We start from the raw sequence: 26535 nt of genomic DNA, 5'->3' as shown, positions 1-26535 counted from the left end.
AAACCCGATGTTGGCACGGCCCATGCTCTGTCGATCCGCAGAATTCACTTCTCGCCGATTCGGAGATTTGCCATGACCCAGCGTTACAGCGCCCTCCTCGCAGCCCTGTTTGCCAGCCTGATGCTGAGCCAGGCGCCCGCCCACGCCGACGGTCTGGAGGATGTGGTCAAGCGCGGCGTCCTCAAGGTTGCCGTACCTCAGGACTTCCCGCCCTTCGGCTCGGTCGGCCCGGACATGAAACCGCGCGGTCTCGATATCGACACCGCCAAACTGCTGGCCGACCAACTCAAGGTCAAACTCGAGCTGACTCCGGTCAACAGCACCAACCGCATCCCGTTCCTGACCACCGGCAAGGTCGATCTGGTGATCTCCAGCCTCGGCAAAAACCCCGAGCGCGAGAAGGTCATCGACTTCTCCCGTGCCTACGCGCCGTTCTACCTCGCCGTTTTCGGTCCGCCAGACGCCAGTATCAAAAGCCTGGACGATCTCAAGGGCAAAACCATCAGCGTCACCCGTGGCGCCATCGAAGACATCGAGCTGACCAAAGTCGCGCCCGAAGGCGTGACCATCAAGCGCTTCGAAGACAACAACTCGACCATCGCCGCTTACCTCGCCGGGCAAGTTGACCTGATCGCCAGTGGCAACGTGGTGATGGTGACCATCAGCGAACGCAACCCGAAACGCATTCCGGCGCTGAAAGTGAAGCTCAAGGATTCGCCGGTCTACGTCGGCGTGAACAAAAACGAGCCGGCGCTGCTGGACAAGGTCAACCAGATCCTCGCCACCGCCAAGACCGACGGCGCGCTGGAGAAGAACTCCCGGACCTGGCTCAAAGAGCCGCTGCCGGCCGATCTCTGATCGTCGTTGCGGAGACTGAATATGGCTTATCAGTTCGATTTCATACCGGTGGTGCAAAACACCGACCTGCTGCTGCGCGGTGCGCTGTTCACCCTTGAACTGACGGCCATCGGCGCAGTGCTCGGGGTGGGCTTGGGCATCGTCGGAGCGCTGGTACGAGCGTGGAACATCCGCCCGTTCGCCGGCATTTTTGCGGTCTACGTCGAGTTGATCCGCAACACGCCATTTCTGGTGCAGTTGTTTTTCATCTTCTTCGGCCTGCCGTCACTGGGTGTGCAGATTTCGGAATGGCAGGCCGCGGTGCTGGCGATGGTGATCAACCTGGGCGCCTATTCCACCGAGATCATCCGCGCCGGCATTCAGGCAATCCCTCGAGGACAGCTTGAAGCCGCAGCGGCGCTGGCAATGACGCGTTTCGAAGCCTTTCGCCACGTGGTGCTGCTGCCGGCCCTGGGCAAGGTTTGGCCGGCATTGAGCAGCCAGATCATCATCGTGATGCTGGGTTCGGCGGTCTGCTCGCAGATCGCCACCGAAGAGCTGAGCTTCGCCGCCAACTTCATTCAGTCGCGCAACTTCCGCGCCTTTGAAACCTACGCCCTGACCACGCTGCTCTACCTGTGCATGGCGCTGCTGATCCGCCAGCTGCTGAACTGGATCGGCCGCCGCTACATTGCGAGGACCAGCCAATGAGCGATTTCACATTCTGGGATGTCGTACGCAACCTGCTCACGGGGTTGCAATGGACTTTGGCGCTGTCGCTGGTAGCGTTTATCGGTGGCGGACTGATCGGCTTGCTGATCATGGTCATGCGCATCTCGAAAAAATCCCTGCCGCGCAGCTTCGCCCGCACCTACATCGAACTGTTCCAGGGCACGCCGCTGTTGATGCAGCTGTTTCTGGTGTTCTTCGGTGTGGCGTTGGCCGGGGTGGAGATTTCGCCGTGGATGGCCGCGGCGATTGCCCTGACGCTGTTCACCAGCGCCTACCTGGCGGAGATCTGGCGTGGTTGCGTCGAATCGATTCCCAACGGCCAGTGGGAAGCCTCGTCGAGCCTGGCGCTGAATCCGCTGGAGCAACTGCGCTACGTGATCCTGCCGCAAGCCCTGCGGATCGCCGTAGCACCGACCGTGGGCTTCTCGGTGCAAGTGGTCAAAGGCACCGCTGTCACCTCGATCATCGGTTTCACCGAACTAACCAAGACCGGCGGCATGCTCGCCAACGCGACCTTTGAACCGTTCATGGTCTACGGCCTCGTGGCCCTCGGTTACTTCCTGCTCTGCTACCCCTTGTCCCTCAGTGCCCGCTACCTGGAAAGGAGACTGCATGCCTCTGCTTAGAATCTCGGCCCTGCATAAATATTACGGCGACCACCACGTGCTCAAAGGCATCGACCTCAGCGTCGAGGAAGGCCAGGTCGTGGCGATCATCGGCCGCAGCGGCTCGGGAAAATCCACCTTGCTACGCACCCTCAATGGTCTGGAATCGATCAACGACGGCGTGATCGAAGTCGACGGCGAATACCTCGACGCCGCCCGTGCCGATCTGCGCAGCTTGCGACAGAAAGTCGGGATGGTGTTTCAGCAGTTCAACCTGTTCCCGCACCTGACGGTCGGCGAGAACGTGATGCTCGCGCCGCAGGTGGTGCAGAAAGTGCCGAAAGCCAAAGCGGCCGAACTGGCGCGGGAGATGTTGGAGCGGGTCGGGCTGGGGGAAAAATTCGATGCCTTCCCGGATCGATTGTCTGGTGGGCAGCAACAGCGGGTGGCGATTGCCCGGGCGCTGGCGATGTCGCCGAAGGTCTTGCTGTGCGATGAGATTACCTCGGCGCTGGACCCGGAATTGGTCAATGAAGTGCTGAGCGTGGTCCGGCAACTGGCCAAGGAAGGGATGACGTTGATTATGGTCACCCATGAGATGCGTTTTGCCCGGGAGGTTGGGGATAAGTTGGTGTTCATGCATCAGGGCAAGGTGCATGAAGTCGGGGATCCGAAGATTCTGTTCGCGAATCCGCAAACGGCGGAGCTTGCGAATTTCATCGGCACCGTCGAAGCGGCAGGCTGAAGAGGTTTAAGCGCCTGTAAGACCGCCTTCGCGAGCAAGCCCGCTCCCACAGTTGACCGTGTTCTGCTGAGGGACTCGGTTAAATGTGGGAGCGGGCTTGCTCGCGAAGAGGCCATCAGCCGCGGCGCAGGTACCCCGCGCTGAAAGATCGCAGCCTTTGGCAGCTCCTGCGCGTTGGCGGCAGCGTTTGATCGTGGCACGATGTCGAGGTTATCGACCGAGACCCCTGACCATGCCGCAATCCCAAGCCAAGAATCTGTCCCTGATCGCCGCAATCGACCTGGGCTCCAACAGCTTTCACATGGTCGTGGCCAAGGCCCAGAACGGCGAAATCCGTATTCTCGAACGACTCGGGGAGAAGGTTCAGCTGGCCGCCGGCATCGACGATGAGCGTCAGCTCAGTGAAGAATCCATGCAACGCGGGCTCGATTGCCTGAAGCGTTTCGCCCAACTGATCAGCGGCATGCCGACCGGCGCCGTGCGGATCGTCGGCACCAACGCCTTGCGTGAAGCGCGCAACCGCGCCGAATTTATCCACCGCGCCGAAGAAATTCTCGGCCACCCGGTGGAAGTCATCTCTGGCCGTGAAGAAGCGCGCCTGATCTACCTCGGGGTGTCCCACACCCTCGCCGACACCCCGGGCAAACGCCTGGTGGCCGACATCGGCGGCGGCAGTACCGAATTCATCATCGGCCAGCGCTTCGAACCGCTGCTGCGCGAAAGCCTGCAAATGGGCTGCGTCAGCTACACCCAGCGCTATTTCAAGGACGGCAAGATCACCCCGGCCCGCTACGCCCAGGCGTACACCGCGGCGCGGCTGGAGATCATGAGCATCGAACACGCCCTGCACCGCCTGACCTGGGATGAAGCCATCGGCTCCTCGGGCACCATCCGCGCCATCGGCCTGGCGCTGAAGGCCGGTGGTCATGGCACGGGCGAAGTCAACGCCCAAGGCCTGGCCTGGCTCAAGCGCAAGCTGATCAAACTTGGCGACGTCGAGAAGATTGACTTCGAAGGCATCAAGCCTGACCGCCGGGCGATTTTCCCGGCGGGCCTGGCGATCCTCGAAGCGATCTTCGACTCCCTCGAGCTGCAACGTATGGACCACTGTGAAGGCGCCCTGCGTGAAGGCGTGCTCTATGATCTGTTGGGCCGTCATCATCACGAAGACGTCCGTGAGCGCACCCTCAGCTCGTTGATGGAGCGTTATCACGTCGATCTGGAACAAGCGGCGCGGGTTGAACGCAAGGCGTTGCATGCCTTCGATCAAGTCGCCGAAGATTGGGATCTGGATGACGGCGTCTGGCGCGAATTGCTCGGCTGGGCGGCCAAGGTCCATGAAGTGGGCCTGGACATTGCCCACTATCAGTATCACAAGCACGGCTCCTACCTGATCGAGCATTCGGACCTGGCCGGGTTCTCCCGCGAAGACCAGCTGATGCTCGCACTGCTGGTACGTGGGCACCGCCGTAATATTCCCCGGGACAGGTTTGCCGATTTTGGCGACGAAGGCATCAAGCTGATTCGCCTGTGCGTGCTGCTGCGCTTTGCGATCCTGTTTCATCACATCCGCGGCACCCAGGAAATGCCTCAGGTTGTGCTGCAGGCCAATGGCGACAGCCTGGATGTGTTATTCCCGGAAAACTGGCTGGACGAAAACCAGCTGACCCAGGCCGACTTCGGTCTGGAAGCGGAATGGCTGACCCGCGTCGGCTTCGTGCTTAACGTTCGCTGAAACACGGTCCTGTAGGAGCACGGCTTGCCGGCGATGGCGATCTCACGGACGCCATCGCTGTAGGAGCACAGCTTGCTGGCGATGGCGATCTCGCGGACGCCATCGCCAGCAAGCTGTGCTCCTACAGGGGACGGCGGTGAAAACAAAAATGGCGATCCGCAGGGATCGCCATTTTTTATTACCCGACTTGCGCGTTAACGAACAGCCAGAATCGGGCTGCCCAAACGTTCCAGCAGTGTTGCCTGGGCGCTGCGCGGATTCTGGTTGCCGGTCGGCGTGTTGCGGATGTAACGGCCGTCCGCCTGCAGGCTCCAGCTGTGAGTGTTATCGGTGAGATACAGCTCCAGCTCTTTCTTGACCCGCATGATCAGCTTCTTGCCCTCGACCGGGAAGCAAGTCTCGACGCGCTTGTCGAGGTTGCGCTCCATCCAGTCGGCACTGGACAGGAACATCTGCTCTTCGCCGCCATTGAGGAAATAGAACACTCGGGTGTGCTCCAGGAAACGCCCGATGATCGAGCGCACGTGGATGTTGTGCGAGACGCCGGCGATGCCCGGACGCAAGCAACACATGCCGCGCACCACCAGATCGATACGCACCCCGGACTGACTGGCCTTGTACAGCGCGCGGATGATCTTCGGATCGGTCAGCGAGTTGAACTTGGCGATGATGTGCGCCGGTTTGCCGTCGAGGGCGAACTGGGTCTCCCGGGCAATCATGTCGAGCATGCCCTTCTTCAACGTGAACGGCGCGTGCAGCAGCTTCTTCATGCGCAGGGTTTTACCCATGCCGATCAGCTGGCTGAACAGTTTGCCAACGTCTTCGCACAAGGCGTCATCCGAGGTCAGCAAGCTGTAGTCGGTGTACAGACGTGCGTTGGCCGCGTGGTAGTTGCCGGTCCCCAAGTGGGCGTAACGGACAATCTCGCCGGCCTCGCGACGCAAAATCAGCATCATTTTGGCGTGGGTCTTGAAGCCGACCACGCCATAGATCACCACCGCACCGGCCGCTTGCAGACGGCTGGCCAGTTGCAGGTTGGACTCTTCGTCGAACCGCGCACGCAACTCGATCACCGCAGTGACTTCCTTGCCGTTACGCGCCGCATCGACCAGCGCATCGACGATTTCCGAGTTGGCGCCGGAGCGGTATAGGGTCTGACGGACCGCCAATACATGCGGGTCCTTGGCAGCCTGGCGCAGCAGGTCGACCACCGGAGTGAAGGACTCGAACGGGTGCAGCAACAGGATGTCCTGCTTGCTGATCACACTGAAGATGTTCTCGCTGTTTTGCAGCAGTTTCGGGATCTGAGGGGTGAACGGCGTGTATTGCAGCGCTCGCTGACTGTCCAGACCGGTGATGCTGAACAGGCGGGTCAGGTTGACCGGACCGTTGACCTGATACAGCTCGGTCTCGTGCAGATTGAACTGTTTGAGCAAGTAGTCGGACAGGTGTTTCGGGCACGTGTCGGCGACTTCCAGGCGCACCGCGTCACCGTAGCGACGGGAGAACAACTCGCCGCGCAGGGCGCGGGCCAGGTCTTCTACATCTTCGGTGTCGACGGCGAGGTCGGCGTTTCGGGTCAGACGGAACTGGTAGCAGCCCTTGACCTTCATGCCCTGGAACAGGTCATCGGCGTGAGCGTGGATCATCGACGACAGGAACACGTAGTTGTCGCCAGCGCCGCCCACTTCTTCCGGCAACTTGATGACGCGCGGCAGCAGACGTGGCGCCGGGATGATCGCCAGACCGGAATCGCGGCCGAAGGCATCGATACCTTCGAGCTCGACGATGAAGTTCAGGCTCTTGTTCACCAGCAACGGGAACGGGTGCGTCGGGTCGAGGCCGATCGGGGTAATGATCGGCGCGATCTCGTCGCGGAAATAGCGGCGCACCCAGGTTTTGATCTTGGTGGTCCAGTGACGCCGGCGGATGAAGCGGACCTGATGTTTCTCCAGTTCCGGCAACAGAATGTCGTTGAGGATCGCGTACTGGCGGTCGACGTGACCGTGCACCAGTTCGCTGATGCGGGCCAGGGCCTGGTGCGGTTGCAGGCCATCGGCGCCAGCCTGTTCACGGGCGAAGGTGATCTGCTTCTTCAGGCCGGCCACACGAATCTCGAAGAACTCGTCCAGGTTGCTGGAGAAGATCAGCAGAAACTTCAGCCGCTCCAGCAACGGGTAGGACTCATCCAGCGCCTGCTCCAGTACGCGGATGTTGAACTGCAGTTGCGAGAGCTCGCGATGGATGTACAGGCTGCTGTCATCCAGGCCGGGAATGGCAATCGCTGGTGCCGTTATTGCGGGCTCGGCCACCACAGCGGGTGGAGCAGGCTCCAGTTCCGGCGGGATTTCAGCGATTTGCTCCACCACAGGTTGAGCATCTTTTACGGCAACTTCAGTGAGTACTTCGGTATTCATCGAATGTTCCTGGGAGGGCTATTTTTGCTCTCGTAACAATTGAGCAGCACGGACGGCAAAGTAAGTCAGGATGCCATCAGCGCCTGCACGTTTAAAAGCGGTCAGGGATTCGAGGATAACCCCTTCGCTCAACCAGCCATTCTGGATCGCCGCCATGTGCATGGCATATTCACCGCTGACCTGATAAACAAAGGTCGGCACTTTAAATTCTTCTTTGACCCGGTAGAGGATGTCCAGATACGGCATGCCTGGCTTGACCATGACCATGTCCGCGCCTTCTGACAAGTCCGCCGCCACTTCGTGCAGGGCTTCGTTGCTGTTGGCCGGGTCCATCTGATAGGAGGCCTTGTTGGCCTTGCCCAGGTTCAGCGCCGAACCGACCGCATCGCGGAACGGGCCGTAATAGGCGCTGGCGTACTTCGCCGAGTAGGCCATGATCCGCACGTTGACGTGATCGGCCAGTTCCAGCGCCTCGCGGATCGCCTGGATGCGACCGTCCATCATGTCCGACGGGGCCACCACCTGAGCGCCGGCTTCGGCGTGGGACAGCGCCTGCTTGACCAGTGCGTCGACGGTGATGTCGTTCTGCACATAGCCTTCTTCGTCGAGGATACCGTCCTGGCCGTGGGTGGTGAACGGGTCCAGCGCAACGTCGGTGATCACACCCAGGTCAGGGAATTGCGCACGCAATGCGCGGGTGGCGCGCTGGGCGATCCCGTTCGGGTTCCAGGCTTCGGCGGCGTCCAGAGACTTGAGCTCCGGCGGCGTCACCGGGAACAGTGCCAGCGCCGGAATCCCCAGCTCGACCCACTTGGCCGCTTCCTCAAGCAACAAATCGATGGTCAGGCGTTCGACGCCCGGCATTGAGGCCACCGCTTCGCGACGGTTTTCACCGTCCAGCACGAACACCGGCAGGATCAGATCGTCGACGGTCAGAACGTTTTCACGGACCAGTCGACGCGAAAAATCATCACGGCGATTGCGACGCAGGCGGGTTGCTGGAAACAAACGGTTGGCGGGGGTAAAGCTCACGGCAGACTCCTGAGCCCGCGCTGGCGGGCGAGCGTGACAGTTATAAGCGGCCATTATGACCAACGTATGACAGTTATGTGCATCCCTGCGTCACGTAGCCGCATTCCATTGTCCTTGTAGGAAATGTTCACGTCGAGACACATTTGGACACTTTCATGAATGTTCCCGAAGGGTTAGGCTGCGCGTTCATTTCGCCAGCATCCAGACAATGCTCCAACAATTTCTTCAGGAATTCGGCTACTTCGCCCTCTTTCTCGGCACGTTTTTCGAAGGCGAAACCATTCTGGTGCTCGCAGGCTTCCTCGCGTTCCGCGGATACATGGACCTCAAATTGGTCATGATCGTGGCGTTCCTCGGCAGTTATGCCGGTGATCAGCTGTGGTATTTCCTGGGGCGCAAGCACGGCCGCAAGTTGCTGGCGCGCAAACCGCGCTGGCAATTGATGGGTGACCGGGCTCTGGAACACATCCGCAGGCACCCGGACATTTGGGTGCTGAGCTTCCGCTTTGTCTATGGCCTGCGCACGGTGATGCCGGTAGCGATCGGCCTGTCGGGCTATCCGCCGGGACGTTATCTGCTGCTCAACGGGATTGGTGCCGCGATCTGGGCCGCCGCGCTGGCTGCCGCCGCGTATCACTTCGGTGCGGTGCTCGAAGGCATGCTCGGCAGCGTCAAGAAGTACGAGCTGTGGGTGCTCGGCGCCCTGCTGATACTGGGCTTTTGCCTGTGGTTGCGCCGACGCCTCAAGAACGCCCGTCTGGCGAAGAAGATCTACGCCGACGAGCAGGCCGAACTGGCCAAATCTGCCGAGACTAAGACGCCAGCCGAGTGAAACGGTTTCTGCAGCAGTAGAGACCGATACCGCTAAGCAGGCTATAACTCAGCAGGCCGACCCAGCCCACCGCGCTGGCCGGCCATAGCCCAACGACCGGTGCCAGCCACACCAGCGGCACATTCGACGCCAGGCGCAGCAGCTCCAGCTTCAGCGCCCACGGGCGATTCTCCAGGGCCACGCCCAACGTAAACAAACCCAGCGCCACGGCACTCCAGCCGAGCACCAGCGCGGCGGTTGGCAAACTCTGCTCCAGGTTCATCAAGTAGCTGCCCAGCGCGATGTAGACGCAGAACTGCAACACGACGTAAAGCTGCTGACGCCCGTCCAGCGGCACTTCGAATTTACGGAACTGACTCAGGTCTGGCTTGTTCATCGGGTACTTGGCCGCCACGTCCGCCGGCCGCCAACCGGTGCGCATGAACCAGATGCGCAACTTGTCCCATTTGCTTTGCGCACGCCGCGCGTCATCCCACAGCTGTGCGTAGAACTGCACGTTCGCCCACAACGGATTCCAGCTCGCCAGTGGCGTGGTGACACCGAAAATCACCGGTTCGTTTTCGTCCTCTTCCTGGAACGAGCCAAATAGACGGTCCCAAATAATGAACACCCCGCCGTAGTTGCGATCCATGTAGAGAGCGTTCTGTGCATGGTGAGCCCGATGATTGGACGGCGTGACGAAGAACCACTCGAACCAGCCGAGCTTGGGAATGTGTTTGGTATGCACCCAGAATTGGTACAGCAAGTTCAGCGAGGCGACGCTGATGAATACCAGCAACGGCACGCCGAGCACGGCCATCGGCAGGTAGAAGATCCAGCTCAGCAGGAAGCCGGTACTGGTCTGACGCAGCGCCGTGGACAGGTTGTAGTCCTCGCTCTGGTGATGCACCGAATGCGCCGCCCAGAGGATGTTGCGTTCGTGGCCCATGCGATGCAGCCAGTAGTAGCAGAAGTCGTAGAGCACAAAGGCGAAAACCCAGACCCAAACGCTGTCAGCCGAGAGTTCGAACAGCGCCAGGTGCTTGAGGGCAAACGCATACGTCACCAGGCCGACGCCTTTGGTCAGCAGGCCGGTGGTGGTCGACAGCACGCCGGTGCTCATGCTGTTGATCGCGTCAGCCACGCGATAATTGCTCACTCCGCGCCAACGATCGGCCAGCAGTTCGACGGCAATCAGCACAAAGAAAAACGGCACCGCATACAGAATGAAGTCCATGACGCGCCCTGATCGGAATCTTGAGGACAGATCCTAGGTGTAGCCGCGAATTAACCCTATGGCAACGAGTGACAAATTAGTGGACATTTAACGCCATGAATCTGGAGAAAAGCCCATGAGCAAAAAAATTGCAGTGATCCTATCCGGCTGTGGCGTGTACGACGGCGCCGAGATCCACGAAAGCGTGATCACCCTGTTGCGTCTGGACCAGCGGGGGGCTCAGGTGCAGTGTTTCGCACCGAACATCGCGCAATTGCATGTGATCAATCACCTGACCGGCGAAGAAATGCCCGAGTCGCGCAACGTGCTGGTGGAGTCGGCGCGGATCGCCCGAGGCAACATCAAGGATATTCGTGAAGCGGACGTTGAAGACTTCGATGCGCTGATTGTTCCGGGTGGTTTCGGAGCGGCCAAGAACCTGTCGAACTTCGCCGTCGAAGGCGCCGGCTGCACCGTGCAACCGGAAGTCCTGGCGCTGGCTGAAGCCTTTGCCGAGGCCGGCAAACCAGTCGGGCTGATCTGCATCTCACCGGCGCTCGCGGCGAAGATCTATGGACCGGGCGTGACCTGCACCATCGGCAACGACGCCGATACTGCCGCCGCCATGAACAAGATGGGCGCCACCCACAAAGATTGCGCGGTGAGCGACATCGTCGAAGACAAGGCCCGCAAACTGGTATGCACCCCGGCTTACATGCTGGCGCAATCGATCAGCGAAGCGGCGTCCGGCATCAACAAACTGGTCGACCGCGTTCTGGAACTGACCCACGAAAACGACGCCTGACCCTGATCGTTCCCACGCTCTGCGTGGGAATGCAGCCCGGGACGCTCCGCGTCCCAATCCAGAGCCGAACGCGGAGCGTCCGTTGAGGCATTCCCACGCAGAGCGTGGGAACGATCAGTGTGAACGGGAAAGCCGCGTGAGGATCCGGTCCAGCGCATTGGCAAACGCCTGCTTCTCACGCTCGCCAAATGGCGCTGGCCCGCCGCTCATCTGCCCCTGTTCACGCAAATCGGTGAACAGGTTACGCACCGCCAACCGATCGCCCATGTTCTGCGCATCGAACTCTTTGCCCCGCGGATCCAGCGCCGCAACGCCCTTTTTCACCAGACGGTCGGCAAGCGGCACATCGCTGCAGATCACCAATTCGCCGGGGACCGCGTATTCCACCAGATAGTCGTCTGCGGCATCCGGACCACTTGGCACCACGATCAGCTTCACCAGGGCCAAGCCCGGCTTGATTTGCGGCTGTCCGGCCACCAGCACCACTTCGAACTGGCGCTTGAGGGCGAACTTCACCACCAGATCCTTGGCCGCCCGAGGGCAGGCGTCGGCATCGATCCACACACGCATGTTTTTACCTCTTGAGGATCACTCGGATCAGGAAACCGGCACCCGCCGCTTCTCAGCCAGCCGACTACGGCTATACAGCACGATGATCGCGATAATCGCCACCGCCTGCGCACTCAGCGAATACGCATCAGCGTGGATCCCCAGCCAGTCGAAGTCAAAGAACGGCACCGGCCGGGTGCCGAAAATCCCGGCTTCCTGCAACGCCTTCACGCCATGCCCGGCAAACACCACCGACAACGCACACAACAGACCGGCGTTGATACTGAAAAACAACGACAGCGGCAGCTTCGCCGAGCCACGCAGAATCACCCACGCCAGACCGACCAACAACACCAATGCCGTCGCGCCACCCGCCAGTACCGCGTTATGCCCCGCTGGACCCGCCTGCAGCCACAGGGTCTCGTAGAACAAAATCACTTCAAACAGCTCGCGATACACCGAGAAGAATGCCAGCGTCGCAAACCCGAAACGCCCACCGCCGCCCACCAGGCTGCTCTTGATGTAATCCTGCCAGGCCGCTGCGTGACGACGATCGTGCATCCACACGCCGAGCCAGAGCACCATGACGGCGGCAAACAACGCCGTCGCACCTTCCAGCAATTCGCGTTGCGAGCCGCTGACATCGATCACGTACGCCGCCAGCGCCCAGGTCGCCAGACCCGCCAGCAGCGCCAGCCCCCAGCCGACGTTGACGCTGCGCACCGCCGATTGCTGGCCGGTGTTGCGCAGGAACGCGAGGATTGCCGCCAACACCAGAATCGCTTCCAGACCTTCGCGCAACAGAATCAACAAACCGGAGATGTAGCTCAGAGACCAGCTCAGGCCATCGCTGCCCAGCAGGCCGGCGGATTCCTTCAACTTGGCCTTGGCTGCGTCCAGACGCTGCTGGACCTGAGCCACCGGCAAACCGTCTTGCAACGACTGACGGTAAGCCATCAGCGATTTTTCAGTGTCTTTACGCACGTTGGCGTCGACGTTATCCAGAGAACTTTCGACCAGTTCGAAGCCCTCCAGATAAGCCGCCACCGACAGGTCATAAGCCTGATCGTGATCACCGGCACGGTACGCGGCGATGCTCTTGTCCAGAGTCGCGGCGGTGTAGTCGAGCAACTGCGCCGGACCACGCTTGACCTGCGGCGGTTGCGCCCGCTGCGCACGGAAGGTCGCCGCCGCTTGCGGCCCCTCGGCAACCTGCACTTCTGCGGGAGTCTGACGGGCCAGGTCGGCGATGTTGTAGGTCTTTTCGGATTTTGCAGCAGCCGGATCGGCGCTGAAGCTGGCGATGTAGGTCGCCAGGTCCCACCGCTGACGATCATCCAGTTGATCGGCGAAGGCCGGCATGTCGGTGCCTTCGACACCGAGGCCCAGGGTACTGTAGATCGCGTAGAGGCTCAGGTGATCCAGCCGCGCCGCATCACGCAGATTGGACGGTGGCGGCATCAGACCGACACCTGCCGGGCCATCCCCGGCACCCGCGTCGCCGTGGCACACCGAACAATGCTGAGCGTACAACGGCGCACCACGGGTCGGATCCGGCGTAATGATCGGCGCCTGGCTGACTTCATAGGTCACCGCCAGCTTGGCGCCGAGTTGCCGTGCCTGACGGCCGACGTCCGCGCCGTCCTGACGCGCAGTGATCGCGTTGCGCAGCGTGCTGACGCCCTGCTCCAGCCCGGCTTTTTCCGGTTTGGCCGGCATCGCGGCGATCAAGCCTTGCAGCGCCTTGATAAATTCCAGCTGCTCTTGGTATTCGGACTCATTAATGACCTTGCCCGCTTGCACCGTTTCCGGGTAATCCGCACCGATGTAATCAAGCAAATGCAGCGCTTGTGGCGCGCCTTCCACGGTGTCGGCCAGCAGGTTGAAACTGCACAGGGCAAACAACGGCAACACCAGCCAGGCCAGGAAACGGGACGGGGCAGTCATGAATGAATCTCAATTGGAAATACGAAGTAACACATTGTTCACTTCCAATGACTTTCACTCAAGCTTTGTATGCGGCGGCCGCTGAGGTAGAGGAACAAAGTGCCATCATCCAAGTCTATAATTTGCCGCCTCATGGCGGCTTGTTTTCAAGGAAGACATACCGTAAATGGCCACCCGCCTGCGCTTCATATTTGTACTCAGTGCCTGTTTGCTACTGAGCGGTTGTCCCACCCTGCGTGACTACAACGCGGAGCTGGGAGAAACACTCGAGTATTTCAAGGCCGGGCAGGTCGACGGTGCGGTTGCCGTACTCGACCGCAACAATCCCATTCCCCCGGGCGACTTGCTTTACCACTTCGAAAAAGGCGAATTGCTGCGCCTCACCGGCAATTTCCCCGACAGTTATCAACATTGGGACTACGCCGACCGGTTGATCGAAGGGTGGGACAATTCGCCCATGTTCGTCCCCTTCAAAAAATTCACCGAGTTCAACAGTTACAGCGCCAACGACAAGGTGCGCTTATACGATGGCTACGATTTCGAGAGAGTCGCCCTGACCACGCAAATGGCCCTGATGCTGCTCTCCGGCTCTGAAACGGAACTGGCGCGCGTCATGATCAAGAAAACCCACGAGCGCGAAGCAACCATTGCCGACAAACGTGACAAGCAATACCTGGAACTGGAAAACCAGGCGAAGGAAGAAGGGGCCGCGATGAAATTCCAGGACCTTCAGGGCTACCCGGTAGCGACCCTCGACGCCCCCGAAGTGATCGCGCTGAAGAACAGCTACCAGAGTGCCTTCAGCCATTACCTCGCCGGCTTCATTTATGAATCGTTGAACGAGAAAGACCTCGCCGCGCCGGGCTATCGCCAGGCCATCGAGCTGCGCCCCAATACGCCGCTGCTCGAACAAGCCTTGCGCAACCTGGCCAAATCCCCGCTGAAGGCGGGCGAGGTCGACGTTCTGCTGATCGTGCAAACCGGCCTGGCGCCGGCGCGCAGCTCGGTGCGCGTGCCGATTTCGGTGGACGTCGAAGGTGAAACCTACATCACCAACATGTCATTCCCGATCCTCGTCCCCGACACCTCCACGCCACCGGTGGCCTTCATCATGGTGGACGGCAAAAAACACAAGCTGACATTGCTCAACAGCTTTGGTGATATGTCGCGTCGCACCTTGCGTGATGACATGCCGGGTATTATCCAGCGTACGCTCCATCGTGCCCGGTCCAATGTCGAATACCTGGCCTATCTGAAAAAGCACAGACCCGAAAAGCTTGAGGAAACGCTCCTGCAGCAGCTTCAACGCGAGGATGCCGATACCCGCGGCTGGCGTACGTTGCCGGACAAGACGCTGGTCGCCCGCCTGCGGCTCAAGAAAGGCCTGCACCAACTGGCGCTGCCCAACGCGCCGGACGCTGCACCGGTCAGGTTCAAGCTGGATCAGACACATCAAGCCTTCAGCCTGCGCGCGGTGGGTGACCGCCGATTCGCCGCCGATGTTGCCCTGCAGCTCGATACCCTTCCCGCACCGCAGGCTGCAATCAGCCCTGCCCAACCCTGAACGGAGATTTTCATGGGATTGAAATGCTTCGCCGTTGTCGCGCTGGCCCTGTTGGCCGGTTGCGCCACCCCGCCACCTCCGCCGGAACCGGGCAGTGCCGCCAGCAAAGTCATGGCCACCGGACCGATCGAGAACGTGGCCATCGGCCCGATGCGCATGGCCAGGGAAAACGGCTTCCTGACCATCAACACGCAGTTGAGCAACACCGACACCCACAACCGAACGCTGTATTACCGCTATCTTTGGCTGGGACCGGAAGGCTTTCCCGTGGCCGAAGCCGACACCTGGAAAAGCCTGACCCTGTATGCCGAGCAGACCAGCTTCCTGCCGGCCATCGCTCCCGTGCCCCAAGCCGTGGATTTCCGCCTGGAGATCAATACGCCGTGAACCGACCACTTGAGACCTTGCCCATGTTTGTACGCGTTTCGCTCCTTGCCCTGGCTGCGCTGCTGATCGGTGGCTGTGCCGAAAACCGCTCGCCGGTATTGGGCAGTGGCAACATCAGCTATGGCGACCCGAAAGCCGTGGAACTGGTCACCAACGAATTCGGCTCGACCGACCTGCAGATGATCGCGCAAAGCATGACCCGTTCCCTAGCCCAGTCCGGCGTTCTGAAAGGTCGCCCGGTGGTTCAGGTGTACGACGTGATGAACAAGACCAGCGAGTACATCGACACCCGGGAAATCACCACGTCGATCAAAACGCAGCTGATGCACTCCGGCACCGCGCGTTTTGCCAGCGACAACACCGATATGCAAAGCCAGGTTGATCAGCTCAAGCTGCAAAACCAGAGCGGCCTGTACAAGAAAAGTACCGTGGCCAAAACCGGCAACATGATCGCCGCCCGATATCGTCTGGAAGGCTCGATCAGCTCCATCGTCAAGCGCAGCAACGATTACAAGGACGTCTTCTACAAATTCAGCCTGCAATTGATCGACGTCGAAAGTGGGCTGGCAGAGTGGATGGACGAGAAAGAAATCCGCAAGACCACGGAGCGCTGAGCAATGCGTGTATGGATTGGCATCATGGCTCTGGCTTGCGCCGTTGGCGCCCAGGCAGCCCCGAAAATCGCGGTGACCGACTTGGCTTATGAAGCGAGCGTGGATCAATACGTTCACGTGATCTCGGCCCGGGACAATCATCAGCAGGACTATTACGGCACCAGTGGCTCGTCCAGTTATGACGAGTACACGACGCAGAACAGCTATCTGGAACAGACCGAAATCAGGCGTTTCAGTGGTGACATCAAAGGTCAGATGCTCAAGACCGGGATGTTCCAGCTGATTCAGGGCACGCCCTACACCACCAGCGCTAAAAGCGATGTGTATGACGTGATCAAACGCATCAAGGCCGGCCACTTCAAGGGTGCCGACTACGTGCTGTTCGGCACGCTGTCGGACATCGACTTCACCCAGGACATGAACGAGCTGGCCAATACCGACAGCTATTCGGCAGTGCTGGCACTGACTTTGGTGGCCGACTTCAGCCTGATCAACACCAGGACTTACGAGATAACGTCGGCCTTTACCGCCATGGGCGAGGCTCAGGACACCAAACTGGTGAACGACCGGGATATCCACGTTTCATTGAACCGCCCGCGGGTGGTGCGTGAAGTTTCCCGGTCTCTGGGCGAGGATGTGGCCCGACAATTGAGCGAACAGCTCGGGGATGGAAGTTATGAGCCGTCAGGACAACCGGAGCCGCGCAATGACCTGCCACCGGATACCGCGCCGGTCATCCTGCGCTGATCCGTGAAACAAAAAAGGCGACCCCAAGGGTCGCCTTTTTAGTGCCTGACGGCTTTACACCGCCGCTTTGCGCAGCGTCGCCATGAATGCCGCCGCACCAATGAACAGTCCGGCAAACGTGCGGTTCATGCGTTTCTGCTGCTTGGGCGTGCGCAACATCCGCAGCACCTTCGATGCAAGTCCGGTGTAACCGGCCATGACGATCAGGTCGACGCAGATCATGGTCACACCGAGGATCAGGTACTGCGCCACCAGCGGTGCATGCGGATCAATGAATTGCGGCAACACCGCCAGCATGAACACCAATGCCTTGGGGTTGCTGACGTTCACCAGGAAACCCCGGAACACCAAAGCCATCGGCTTGCCGATTTGCCGGACGGCCGCGTCGTCGCTCATGTCATTGGGCAGTGCGCGCCATTGCTTGACCGCCAGGTAAACCAGATAGGCCACGCCAAACCATTTGATCGCGTAGAAAGCGGTGGACGACGCCGCGAGGATCGCACCGACACCGGCGGCGACAATCGCAATCTGTAGCGCCAGGCCCAGTTGCAGACCCAGGGCGTTCCAATAACCGCGCCAGAAACCGTATCGCAGACCGCTGGACATCGACGCAATGGCGCCGGCACCGGGAGACAGACTGATCACCCAGCAGGCGGCAAAAAACGCCAGCCATGTTTGAAGCACCATCGCACACCTCGACTCAGACTCGTGACAGACGTCTAAGCTAATGCGGCTTTGGGCCGATGACTACCGATTTTTTGCAGGACAGGGTGGACTGCCGACCAGCGTTTATGGCTTGAGGCCCCCTTCGCGAGCAAGCCCGCTCCCACATGGGATCTCCAGTGGACACAAAATTTGTGATCCTCATCAATCTAGTGTGGGAGCGGGCTTGCTCGCGAAAGCGGTGTATCAGACGACATCAATGCAGGAATTCAGAGCCTACTTTTCAAACCCATTGGAAGGGAATACATCGCTGCCGCGCCAGCGTCGAACCGAGCGCTGGAAGAACAGGCTGTTGGGCACTTGCACCATGGCGCTGCCGGTGCCGAGCTCTTCGGCTTCGATCAGCGTGGTGTAGAGCAGATTGATCGCAACGACCCGGCCTTTGACGCCAGGCTTGTCGGTGGTGTCCACCAATTCGACCACGTCACCGATGCGGAATGGGCCGACGGTGAAGATCAGGATTGCGCACAACAGATTCGAGAGCACGCTCCACATGGCGAAGAACGCCACGGCCGCGACCGCGACAAACCCGGACAACGCGGTCCAGAGCACCGTCGCCGACACCCCGAGGCGTTCCAGCACGAAGATCAGCGCGCTGCCCATGATCAGCCAGCGCAGGCCACCGCGCAGCGGCATAAAAAACTGCGGCGGAAACGGATAGCGCTCGCCCAATCGAGTCAGGCATTTAGCGACAACACGCTGGGCGATATAACCGGCCAGCAGGATCAGCAAGATTTGCACGACCAGCCAGATCGGCTCGATCCACACGGCAGGCAATGGCAGCTTGAAGGCTTCCATCAAGACAGCGCCTCCAGCTCCGCCTGCATGCTTTCAAGCAATTCCAGCGCTTCCATCCAGGCTTCTTCCAGCTCGGCTTCACGGACCTTCAGCTTGGCCTGTTCGGCCAGCAGATCACGCAAGTCGTTCTTGCGCGCCGGCTCGTAAACGTCGCTGTCGCCGAGGCTGGTATCGATCTTCGCCAGTTTCTCGTGCAGCTTGCCCAGCTCGGCTTCGAGCTTGTCAGCCTCACGCTTGTGCGGCGCCAGTTGCTGACGCAACGCGGCCGCCGCTTGGCGCTGGGCCTTCTTGTCGGTCTTGTCCGGATTGACCGGCGTATTGCTGACCGGGGCGTTGCGCTGGCGGTAGTCCACCAGCCAACGGGTGTAGTCTTCCAGGTCGCCGTCGAATTCCTCGACCTTGCCGTCCGCCACCAGATAGAAATTGTCGGTGGTGCTTTTGAGCAAATGACGATCGTGGGAGACCACCAGTACCGCGCCGCTGAACTCCTGAAGCGCCATGGTCAGCGCCAGGCGCATTTCCAGGTCCAGGTGGTTGGTCGGTTCGTCGAGCAGCAGCAGGTTCGGCCGGCCCCAGGCGATCAACGCCAGCGCCAGGCGCGCCTTTTCGCCACCGGAGAAGTTCAGCACCGGCTCATCGATCCGCGCACCGCGGAAGTCGAAACCACCGAGGAAGTCGCGCAGGGTCTGCTCGCGCTCGGTCGGCGCCAGGCGTTGCATGTGCAGCAACGGGCTGGCCTTGGAGTCAAGCGAGTCCAGCTGATGTTGGGCGAAGTAGCCAACGACGGTGTTCTCGCCACGGGTCAGTCGGCCGGACAACGGCTCGAGTTCACCGGCAAGGTTTTTGATCAGGGTCGATTTACCGGCACCGTTCGGGCCAAGCAAACCGATCCGCGCACCGGGGGTCAGTTGCAACTTGACCTTCTCCAGCACGGCTCGCTCGCCGTAACCCAGTCGGGCGTCGGAGAGGTCAATCAACGGGCTGGAGATTTTCACTGATTCACGGAAAACGAAATCGAATGGCGAATCGACGTGGGCGGCGGACAGCTCTTCCATCCGCTCCAGCGCCTTGATCCGGCTCTGGGCCTGACGGGCCTTGGTGGCCTGGGCCTTGAAGCGGGCGATGTAGCTTTCCATGTGCGCACGTTGCGCCTGCTGCTTCTCGTAAGCCTGCTGTTGCTGGGCCAGACGTTCGGCACGGGCGCGTTCGAAGGCGCTGTAGCCACCGCGATACAGGGTGATCTTGCGCTGATCGACGTGGGCCACGTGATCGACCACGGCATCGAGGAAGTCCCGGTCGTGGGAAATCAGCATCAAGGTGCCGGGATAGCTTTTGAGCCATTCTTCGAGCCAGATGATGGCGTCGAGGTCCAAGTGGTTGGTCGGTTCGTCGAGCAACAACAAGTCCGAGGGGCACATCAAAGCCTGCGCCAGGTTCAGACGCATCCGCCAACCACCAGAGAAATCTCCTACCTGGCGATCCATCTGTTCATTGGTGAACCCAAGGCCGGCCAGCAGCTTTCGGGCCCGGGCGTCGGCGGTGTAACCGTCGGCGCTGTCGAGTTCCGAGTGCAGGCGGGCCTGAGCGGTACCGTCATGGGCCGCTTCGGCTGCCGCAAGGTCGCGTTGCACCTCGCGCAGGCGCAGGTCGCCATCGAGCACATAGTCGACCGCCACCCGATCGAGGGTGTCGATCTCCTGGCGCATGTGGGCGATGCGCCAGTCCGCCGGCAAGAAGCAATCACCCGAGTCCGGGTGCAGGTCACCCAGAAGCAAGGCGAACAGGCTCGATTTGCCGGCGCCGTTGGCACCGATGAGGCCGGCTTTGTGGCCGGCGTGCAGGGTCAGCTCGGCGTCTTCTAGCAGACGTTGAGGGCCACGCTGTAAAGTCAGGTTCTGAAGTCGAATCATAATGGCGGCGGAGTCTACCAGCTTCGCTCGCAACTGGCGCGAGTAGCACTATGTCCTCTGACCTGTGGAGCTTTTCCCTTAGTACTTACGCCCGTCCCGGTGTTGAACCCGCATGTCTGCAATTGCAGTCGGCGGGAATCAATGTGTGCTTGCTGCTCTGCGGGCTGTGGCTGGGAGAACGTGGCGTTGCCTGTAACGAACACCGATTGCAGCAACTGCGTAGCGTGGCCGAACCGTGGGACGCAGACGTGGTGCGACCGCTGCGAGCCTTGCGAGTGAATTGGAAAGTCGTTGCCGCTGACGATAGCGAACTGAATGCTTTGCGCGAGCAAGTGAAGGCACTCGAACTGGAAGCCGAGCGACATCTGTTGGTGCGACTGGAACGATCGGCGTTGAGTTGGCCGCAAGGTGAGGCGACCGATCTATCGGCCTGGCTGGAAGGTGTAACGGCAGGCGCCGCCCACCTGGACCGCGACGCGCTGCATCAGCTGCGCGTCGCGGTAAGCAGCACTTAGGAAGCGCTGGTTGGGGTGGTTGCTGCGATCGATGCGGCGGCCGGCGTTGGCGCTGGCGTGGCTGTCGAGGTGGCGGCTGCTAAAGCAGACGTTGCTGCCGGAGCCGGGTTGGCTGGCTTGGCAACTGGCGCGGCGGCCGGCTTGGCGGCAACCGGTTTTTTCACTGCTGGTTTTGCAGCCGGTTTGGCAGCAGCAGGTTTGGCTGCTGGTTTCGCTGCAGCAGGTTTTGCAGCAGTGGCTGGCTTGGCTGCAGCAGGTTTTGCAGCAGCAGTTTTGGCAGCCGGTTTTGCAGCTGGCTTGGCAGCAGTTTTAGTCGCGACTGGTTTCGCGGCAGGCTTGGCAGCAGGTTTCGCAGTGGCAGTTCTAGCCGCTGGTTTTGCAGCCGGTTTAGCCGCTGGTTTAGCCGCTGCAGTTCTCGCCACCGCCGGCTTGGCAGCAGCGGTTCTTGCAGCCGGTTTAGCGGCAGCTGTTTTGGCAGCGGCTGGCTTGGCGGCAGGTTTGGCGGCGGCTGTTTTTGCAGCCGGTTTTGCAGCGCTAGCAGCGACTGGTTTTTTTGCCGCAGGTTTAGCGGCAGGTTTTGCTGCGGCTTTCACCGGTGCTTTGGCGGCGGTTTTTTTAACAGGAGCCGCGGCAGGCTTGGCCGGTGCTTTTGCAGCAGCCGGTTTGGCAGCGGCTTTCTTGGCAGGAGCCGCAGCAGGCTTGGCCGAACGCAGGGACAACGCCTTGCCGACAGCCTCTTGTACACGACCGACGCCCTGGGCCAGTTTCAGGCTTTCTTGAGCATCGCGCTTGAGTTGCAGAATGTAGCTGCGAGTTTCGGATTGACGATCCTTGAGGGCATCGAGCAAGTCCTCAAGCTCCTTCACCACGCCCTTGGCTTTGGCTTGTGCCTTGGCCTTGCCGGCCGCCGCAGCGTCCTGCAATTTGGTACGGGACTTGTGCAGTTTTTCTTGCGCTTTTCCGCGTTGCTTTTCCAATTTGGCGAGCAGTTTTTCAGCATCAGCCAAGGCTTGGGAACAAGCGTTTTCCAGATGCTCGAGCAAGCTGCCCGAGAGTTGTTGGAGTAAGTGCAACGGAGTATTTACAGGCTTCTTGGTGGCCGACATGGTTTACCTCCTGGCTGACGTGGGTGCGGCTCATACTAGACCTCTGCTGCTACCGCCGCTAGGGCATGTTGACAGTATCCAAAGCGCGACGTTGCAACAGATTGAAATTCTTCTGCGCCTGCGTAAAACCAGTTCACCGTCGAGCGCATTCACACTGGCATAATCCCCCGCATCTCAGGTCGGAGAGTGCCCATGTCGCGCTACCTTTTTTTATCACTGTGCGTGTTTTTTTCCGTGGCCCAGGCCGCCGAAAAAACCAAAGAAAATGACACTCATGATCTCTCTTACAGCCTGGGCGCAAGCCTGGGCGAACGCCTGCGCCAGGAGGTTCCCGATCTGCAACTTCAGGCGCTGATCCAAGGCTTGCAACAAGCCTATCAAGGCAAACCCCTGGCGCTGAAAGATGAGCAGATCGAACAGATTCTTACCGAGCACGAAGCCCGGGTCGCCTTGCAACCGAGCACGCCGCAAAGTGAAATCGCCCTCGAAAAAGAGCAGGCCTTTCTCGCCGAGGAAAAAGCCAGACAGGGGGTTCGTGAGCTGGCCGATGGAATATTGCTAACAGAGTTGGCGCCGGGCACAGGTGCCAAAGCCGGCCCCAACGGCAAAGTTCAGGTGCTGTACATCGGTCGCCTTCCCGACGGCACGGTGTTCGATCAGAACAGTCAGCCGCAGTGGTTCAGTCTCGACAGCGTGATCAGCGGATGGCGTAGCGCGTTGCAGCAAATGCCGGTCGGTGCGAAATGGCGCCTGGTGATTCCATCGGCCGAAGCCTATGGCGCCGAAGGTGCCGGCGACCTGATTGCGCCGTTCACACCGCTGGTATTCGAAGTCGAATTGCGCGGTGCCACCAGCTGAATACCGGAAACGAAAAACGGCACGCATAGCGCACCGTTTTTGGAGGTTTTGCAGGAAGGGGGTTCAAGCCTGAACCGAATCCTCTTCCTTGTGAGCGGTGTGCAGCACTTCGATCAGGCAGTCTTCCAGTTCGAAGCGTTCGTGCAACAGGCCACCCAGCTCTTTGAATTTCTCTGCCACGCATTGACCTGCATCACACAGGTCATTGAACGCTAGCAGCTTCTCGGTGATGACATCGATACGAGGGTAGATGGTCTCGGCCAACTCGAGCCCGCGAGTATCACCAAACGCTTTGGCTTCGCCGGTCAGCTGTTCGTAGATCTCGAAGTGCCCGGCAGACACGTAATCGACCAGCACGCCGCAGAATTCCTGCAACGGCTTGCGGTTCTCACCCAGTGCCTCAGGCTTGGCGCCGAGAGCATCATAGGCCCGAACCAGTTCGTGACGCTCCTGCAACCAGCGATCGATCAGCAGATGCACTCCACCCCAACGTTCCTGAGCATTCTGACAACTTTCGAGCATGGTGATCTCTCTTCCCTTGTGGGTCATGCTGCCCTACACCCATCGCCACACTTGAAGGTCAAGTATCGGCCAGGCAGAGCGTCATTCGAGCAACATAATTCCAATGACACGTGCGGGCCAGATTATGCCCGCGCGACAATGGCTTCAAGGTACGCAGGAGATAAAGTTCATACAAGTGTTTAATCACCCGCCAGCGCCCGGTGCGACGAACCGCCGCTGAGCGGTCGCAGACAGGCTTTCCAGACAACGCGCAGCTGCTGATAGATTCCCAGAATTGTCATTGCCATGAAGAACAGCAGACTCCATTCAGGAATGCTCAGGTCGAACAGTGTCCAGGAAATCTCCGCGCACTCCGTCTCCCCTTTAAACATCTGTGTCACCTGGCAAAACCAGGGCATGTCCTCGTACTGAACAGCCAGATTAGGCGGGCACGTCAACAGCTGATGCGCTGGATCGCTCTGCAGCAAAACCTGCCGCCACGCCGAGACCATACCCGCCAGACTGCAAAACAGCCCGAGCAGCCAATACAGGAAAGACCCGAAGCGGCCCGGCCCATGCACCGAAGCCACCAGGCAGATACCTGTGAGCAACGCGAGGCAAAAGCGCTGCAACAGGCACAACCCGCAAGGTTTGAGGCCGACCGCATATTCCAGGTAATAGGACACGCCCAGGGCCAGGGCACCTGCAATGAAAGCCATGAAAAACAAGGAGCGTGAGCAGGCCAAAGACATGGCATTTCCGTAACAGTAGAGACAGGCGGTTACGGTAGAGGAAAGCGCGTCAGCCTTTCAAGGCAGGCCAGCGGGGACACTTCAACAGAAGTGTAGGGAAAACCCGACAGGAACGAGAGGATTAGGTGTAGTCCCCTGTAGGACTCTGCCGATGACGGACTACAAAGGTAAAATCCCGGCAGTTTGCAGGCGACGGGATCGCTCCTTCGAGCGACCCGTCGTCCACTCTTCAAGCGTGAACAGGAACCGGCAACGGTGCCGCCAGCAAGCGCTCGTCCAACAAGCCCAAGCCCTCCTGGAACAACTGATTGCTGCGTTCTGTGTCACCCAGCTGCGCCAGCAGCCGCGCCAGCTCCGCGCAGGCTTCCGGGTTGCGCTGCACGCGCAGGCTGCTTTCCAGATAGTCCCGGGCCTTGCCCCAAAGGCTGCTTTGCAGACACAAGCGCCCCAAGGTCAGCAACAGGCTTGGGTCGGCCGGATGTTCCTTGAGCCAACTCTCGGCGGTGTGCAGTTGACGTGCCGGATCACTGCCGCGAACGAGTCCGTAGAGGCGCGCCAGATGACTGTCGTAGTTGCGCTTGAGCGCCGTTCGCAGGACCTCTTCGGCCTCGACCTGAGCACCCAGTTGCCGAAGTTGCTCGGCATACGCGAGCACCAGTTGCGGCTCCTGACGCTGAGCTGAGGTCAACTGCTGCCAGGCGCGATTAAGCGATTGCAAGCCGACCGTCCCGTCTTCTTCCTGATGCGCCGCCAGGGACAGGTTCTCACCCCATGCCCGGCGTTCCAGTTCGGCCAGTTCGGCCGGCGGCAGGACCTTGTCCTTGCGCAGCTCCGGCAGCAGACGAATCACCGCCGACCAGTCGCCCCGCTGTTGGTGCAAGCGCTGCAACTGGCGCAAGGTCTGGACGTTATGAGGATGACGCTCGTGCATGGCTTGCAGGGTCACCAAGGCGCCTTCCGTATCACCGCGGTCAGTCTGTAATTGTGCGTGGCTCAGGGCAATCGCCAGTTCTGCCTGGGGTTGTCGCTCCAGAGCGCGCTCCAGCAGGTTGTCGCTTTCCTCGTATTGACCTTGTTCGTTCGCGGCCCGGGCAGCGCCGAGGTAGTAAAGCAAAGGCTGGCGCTCGGCTTCCGCTGCCCGATGCAGATGACGCTGCGCACTGGCCCAGCGACCTTCGGCCAGATCCAGCTGACCGTGTTCAATCGCCACCTGCACCCGGCGACTGCGATTGCGCCGCGACCAGGGATTGACCACGCCGCTGGAAGTCGTCACCAATTCGATCAACGCCCTGATGCCCCAGAACACCAGCCACAGCACGGCGACCAACGCCAGGGTTGCCCACAGGCTCGACTCATAGCGAAAGCTTTTGTAGGCGATCAGCACGTAACCGGAATGCTCGGCAATCGCCAGCCCAAGCGCGGCAGCCGCAGCGATCACCAGGAACACGATCACATAGAGGCGTTTCATGGCGTCGCCTCCTGAGCGGTGTCCGCGGCAGGTTTGGCCATCGGTTTGATCGAGTCCTCGGCGTTGACATTACGCCGCTCCAGATACCCCTGAACCGCACTCAGCGTGCCGGTCAGATCTGGCGTGACGACGGTGACCGGTTGCTTGCTCAACTCGCCAACCTGCTCAAGCATCACTTTGCTCTGAGGGTTGTCCGGGTTGAAGTTGCCCTTGAGCACGTCCCGCGCTTCAGCCAGCGCCTGGGTATAAACCGCGGCCTGGCCATTCAGCGCGGCCCATTGCGCCTGCTCCAGCGCCAGGCTCAGGGCCAGGCGCACCTGGCTCAGACTCTGCCCGGCCAGCAACGGACGCACATTCTTGTCGGCGTTAAAGTCGATGCGGATGTAGCGCGAGACCTGATCCCACCACTGCGCCCAGCGACTGGCGCCGTCGCCATCGGCGGTGAGCCCCAACAGGGATTCACCACGGTCCTTGTACTCGGGTGCCAACTCGGTGAGGCTGACCACCTGATCGCGCAGCGCCCCCAGTCGCAGGAACAGACCGGTGCGATCCGGCTGTTGGGTGCTACGCAATGCCACCAGCGTTTTGGCCACTTGCTCGCGAGCGGCAAAAGAGCCCGGGTCGTTCTGTTCGCGCAGAATTTCATCGGCGCCCTGCACCAAAGCCTGGGCACTGCTGATGTCCTGCAACGCGGAAAGACGCAGGCTGGCCAGACGCAGCAGGTGCTCGGCCTCGGCCAGACGCCAATCCTTGCGGCTGGCGCCGAGAACCGTTTCCAGACGTTGATTCAAGCGTTGCTGATCACCTTGAAGCTGAGTAACCAAACGACTGCGCGCGTCGAGCTCGGCGGCGGCTGGCATTTGTTCCAGGCGAGCAGTCAGGCGTTGTTCATTGAGCTTCAGGTCCTGCGCCTGATCGTTCAATGCCTGGACCTGACTCAACTGCAGTTGAGTATTGGCTTGCAGGTGACGCACCTGCCAGACTCCCCAACCGCCCACGGCGACACCGGCAGCGCCCAGCAGCAGCGCGACGATTGCCAGCCCATTGCCTCGGCGCTGCACTGCAGCAGGTGGCCCGGTTTCAACCGGTGCTTCAACCGGCGCATCGAGCACTGGCTGGACGTCATCTTTAGGCAAGGCTGTTTCGCTCACGTATCCATCC

General features: G+C 60.3%; 26 protein-coding genes. 13 read left to right on the top strand and 13 right to left on the bottom strand.

Translation table 11 applies throughout. From position 1 onward, the window contains the following. Nucleotides 1–72: 72 nt before the first annotated feature. The 5 genes from CKW16_RS01890 to ppx all read left to right on the top strand — a co-directional run bounded on the left by CKW16_RS01890 (nucleotide 73) and on the right by ppx (nucleotide 4654). Nucleotides 73–858, top strand: coding sequence for a transporter substrate-binding domain-containing protein (locus tag CKW16_RS01890; RefSeq protein ID WP_033060641.1), 786 nt, complete (start codon nucleotides 73–75; stop codon nucleotides 856–858). 21 nt (nucleotides 859–879) lie between these two features. After that, nucleotides 880–1548, top strand: a complete 669-nt coding sequence (locus CKW16_RS01885; protein ID WP_095126981.1) for an amino acid ABC transporter permease — start codon at nucleotides 880–882, stop codon at nucleotides 1546–1548. Continuing rightward, complete coding sequence (locus CKW16_RS01880; protein ID WP_033060645.1) at nucleotides 1545–2195, top strand: amino acid ABC transporter permease; 651 nt, start codon at nucleotides 1545–1547, stop codon at nucleotides 2193–2195. Before CKW16_RS01885 ends, CKW16_RS01880 begins: the two co-directional genes overlap by 4 nt. Then, nucleotides 2182–2919 carry an amino acid ABC transporter ATP-binding protein gene (locus CKW16_RS01875; protein WP_095126980.1) on the top strand — a complete coding sequence of 246 codons (738 nt, stop codon included), beginning with the start codon at nucleotides 2182–2184 and terminating at the stop codon, nucleotides 2917–2919. The genes CKW16_RS01880 and CKW16_RS01875 overlap by 14 nt, the downstream gene beginning before the upstream one ends. 232 nt (nucleotides 2920–3151) lie before the next feature. Then, on the top strand, nucleotides 3152–4654 hold the full coding sequence (ppx, locus tag CKW16_RS01870) for an exopolyphosphatase (protein ID WP_095126979.1): 1503 nt from the start codon (nucleotides 3152–3154) through the stop codon (nucleotides 4652–4654). Nucleotides 4655–4848: 194 nt separating this feature from the next. Here the strand turns inward: ppx and ppk1 are convergent, their stop codons facing one another. Both ppk1 and hemB read right to left on the bottom strand, forming a co-directional pair. After that, nucleotides 4849–7071, bottom strand: coding sequence for a polyphosphate kinase 1 (gene ppk1, locus CKW16_RS01865; RefSeq protein ID WP_095126978.1), 2223 nt, complete (start codon nucleotides 7069–7071; stop codon nucleotides 4849–4851). An 18-nt stretch (nucleotides 7072–7089) separates the two neighbouring features. Next, entirely contained in the window at nucleotides 7090–8103 is a 1014-nt protein-coding gene (hemB, locus tag CKW16_RS01860; RefSeq protein ID WP_095126977.1) for a porphobilinogen synthase, read from the bottom strand. A 208-nt stretch (nucleotides 8104–8311) separates the two neighbouring features. On the opposite strand from hemB, the gene CKW16_RS01855 reads away from it, so the two are divergent. Next, a complete protein-coding gene (locus CKW16_RS01855; protein ID WP_095126976.1) occupies nucleotides 8312–8935 on the top strand; it encodes a DedA family protein in 624 nt (207 codons plus the stop codon). Here the strand turns inward: CKW16_RS01855 and CKW16_RS01850 are convergent. After that, nucleotides 8916–10151, bottom strand: coding sequence for a sterol desaturase family protein (locus CKW16_RS01850; protein WP_095126975.1), 1236 nt, complete (start codon nucleotides 10149–10151; stop codon nucleotides 8916–8918). The two genes, CKW16_RS01855 and CKW16_RS01850, sit on opposite strands and share 20 nt — an antisense overlap. 115 nt (nucleotides 10152–10266) lie before the next feature. On the opposite strand from CKW16_RS01850, the gene elbB reads away from it, so the two are divergent. Next, nucleotides 10267–10935: an isoprenoid biosynthesis glyoxalase ElbB gene (gene elbB, locus CKW16_RS01845; RefSeq protein WP_095126974.1), complete on the top strand. Its 669-nt coding sequence runs from the start codon at nucleotides 10267–10269 to the stop codon at nucleotides 10933–10935. Nucleotides 10936–11049: 114 nt separating this feature from the next. On the opposite strand, the gene CKW16_RS01840 is transcribed toward elbB, so the two are convergent. Both CKW16_RS01840 and CKW16_RS01835 read right to left on the bottom strand, forming a co-directional pair. Continuing rightward, on the bottom strand, nucleotides 11050–11505 hold the full coding sequence (locus CKW16_RS01840) for a YaiI/YqxD family protein (protein WP_095126973.1): 456 nt from the start codon (nucleotides 11503–11505) through the stop codon (nucleotides 11050–11052). Between the two features lie 27 nt (nucleotides 11506–11532). Beyond that, nucleotides 11533–13431, bottom strand: a complete 1899-nt coding sequence (locus CKW16_RS01835) for a cytochrome c/FTR1 family iron permease (protein WP_095126972.1) — start codon at nucleotides 13429–13431, stop codon at nucleotides 11533–11535. A 166-nt stretch (nucleotides 13432–13597) separates the two neighbouring features. Between CKW16_RS01835 and CKW16_RS01830 the strand changes: the two genes are divergently transcribed. The 4 genes from CKW16_RS01830 to CKW16_RS01815 are packed head-to-tail and all read left to right on the top strand — an operon-like array spanning nucleotide 13598 to nucleotide 16743. Beyond that, nucleotides 13598–14995, top strand: coding sequence for a COG3014 family protein (locus CKW16_RS01830; RefSeq protein ID WP_095126971.1), 1398 nt, complete (start codon nucleotides 13598–13600; stop codon nucleotides 14993–14995). Nucleotides 14996–15007: 12 nt separating this feature from the next. Beyond that, entirely contained in the window at nucleotides 15008–15382 is a 375-nt protein-coding gene (locus CKW16_RS01825; protein WP_046045107.1) for a YcfL family protein, read from the top strand. Between the two features lie 23 nt (nucleotides 15383–15405). Further along, a complete protein-coding gene (gene lpoB, locus CKW16_RS01820) occupies nucleotides 15406–15996 on the top strand; it encodes a penicillin-binding protein activator LpoB (protein WP_008150305.1) in 591 nt (196 codons plus the stop codon). 3 nt (nucleotides 15997–15999) lie between these two features. Continuing rightward, the gene (locus CKW16_RS01815) at nucleotides 16000–16743 is read left to right on the top strand and encodes a penicillin-binding protein activator LpoB (protein ID WP_095126970.1); all 744 of its coding nucleotides are present in this window, start codon (nucleotides 16000–16002) and stop codon (nucleotides 16741–16743) included. A 54-nt stretch (nucleotides 16744–16797) separates the two neighbouring features. On the opposite strand, the gene CKW16_RS01810 is transcribed toward CKW16_RS01815, so the two are convergent. The 3 genes from CKW16_RS01810 to CKW16_RS01800 all read right to left on the bottom strand — a co-directional run bounded on the left by CKW16_RS01810 (nucleotide 16798) and on the right by CKW16_RS01800 (nucleotide 20174). Beyond that, nucleotides 16798–17430, bottom strand: coding sequence for a LysE family transporter (locus CKW16_RS01810; RefSeq protein ID WP_095126969.1), 633 nt, complete (start codon nucleotides 17428–17430; stop codon nucleotides 16798–16800). 252 nt (nucleotides 17431–17682) lie between these two features. Continuing rightward, nucleotides 17683–18264 carry a mechanosensitive ion channel family protein gene (locus tag CKW16_RS01805; RefSeq protein WP_095126968.1) on the bottom strand — a complete coding sequence of 194 codons (582 nt, stop codon included), beginning with the start codon at nucleotides 18262–18264 and terminating at the stop codon, nucleotides 17683–17685. Then, nucleotides 18264–20174, bottom strand: coding sequence for an ATP-binding cassette domain-containing protein (locus tag CKW16_RS01800; protein ID WP_095126967.1), 1911 nt, complete (start codon nucleotides 20172–20174; stop codon nucleotides 18264–18266). Before CKW16_RS01800 ends, CKW16_RS01805 begins: the two co-directional genes overlap by 1 nt. Before the next feature lie 50 nt (nucleotides 20175–20224). Here CKW16_RS01800 and CKW16_RS01795 point away from each other — a divergent pair, with 50 nt between their 5' ends. Continuing rightward, nucleotides 20225–20689: a TIGR02444 family protein gene (locus CKW16_RS01795; RefSeq protein WP_095126966.1), complete on the top strand. Its 465-nt coding sequence runs from the start codon at nucleotides 20225–20227 to the stop codon at nucleotides 20687–20689. On the opposite strand, the gene CKW16_RS01790 is transcribed toward CKW16_RS01795, so the two are convergent. Continuing rightward, complete coding sequence (locus tag CKW16_RS01790) at nucleotides 20686–21795, bottom strand: AlgP family protein (RefSeq protein ID WP_095126965.1); 1110 nt, start codon at nucleotides 21793–21795, stop codon at nucleotides 20686–20688. The two genes, CKW16_RS01795 and CKW16_RS01790, sit on opposite strands and share 4 nt — an antisense overlap. A gap of 192 nt (nucleotides 21796–21987) precedes the next feature. Here CKW16_RS01790 and CKW16_RS01785 point away from each other — a divergent pair, with 192 nt between their 5' ends. Then, nucleotides 21988–22653, top strand: a complete 666-nt coding sequence (locus CKW16_RS01785) for an FKBP-type peptidyl-prolyl cis-trans isomerase (RefSeq protein WP_095126964.1) — start codon at nucleotides 21988–21990, stop codon at nucleotides 22651–22653. 63 nt (nucleotides 22654–22716) lie between these two features. On the opposite strand, the gene CKW16_RS01780 is transcribed toward CKW16_RS01785, so the two are convergent. The 4 genes from CKW16_RS01780 to CKW16_RS01765 form a co-directional block, all read right to left on the bottom strand. After that, entirely contained in the window at nucleotides 22717–23175 is a 459-nt protein-coding gene (locus CKW16_RS01780) for an Rsd/AlgQ family anti-sigma factor (RefSeq protein WP_046045098.1), read from the bottom strand. 179 nt (nucleotides 23176–23354) lie between these two features. Continuing rightward, on the bottom strand, nucleotides 23355–23906 hold the full coding sequence (locus tag CKW16_RS01775; protein WP_095126963.1) for a disulfide bond formation protein B: 552 nt from the start codon (nucleotides 23904–23906) through the stop codon (nucleotides 23355–23357). Nucleotides 23907–24135: 229 nt separating this feature from the next. Further along, nucleotides 24136–25374 (bottom strand): heme biosynthesis protein HemY, encoded by a 1239-nt coding sequence (locus CKW16_RS01770; RefSeq protein WP_095126962.1) that lies wholly within the window; start codon nucleotides 25372–25374, stop codon nucleotides 24136–24138. Next, nucleotides 25371–26525 (bottom strand): uroporphyrinogen-III C-methyltransferase, encoded by a 1155-nt coding sequence (locus tag CKW16_RS01765; RefSeq protein ID WP_095126961.1) that lies wholly within the window; start codon nucleotides 26523–26525, stop codon nucleotides 25371–25373. The genes CKW16_RS01770 and CKW16_RS01765 overlap by 4 nt, the downstream gene beginning before the upstream one ends. Between the last annotated feature and the right edge of the window lie 10 nt (nucleotides 26526–26535).

The organism is Pseudomonas sp. Irchel s3h14 (genome assembly GCF_900187425.1).
GTDB lineage: Bacteria > Pseudomonadota > Gammaproteobacteria > Pseudomonadales > Pseudomonadaceae > Aquipseudomonas.
The sequence above is the reverse complement of the archived record's forward strand: the minus strand, read 5'-3'. Positions and strand labels throughout refer to the sequence as shown.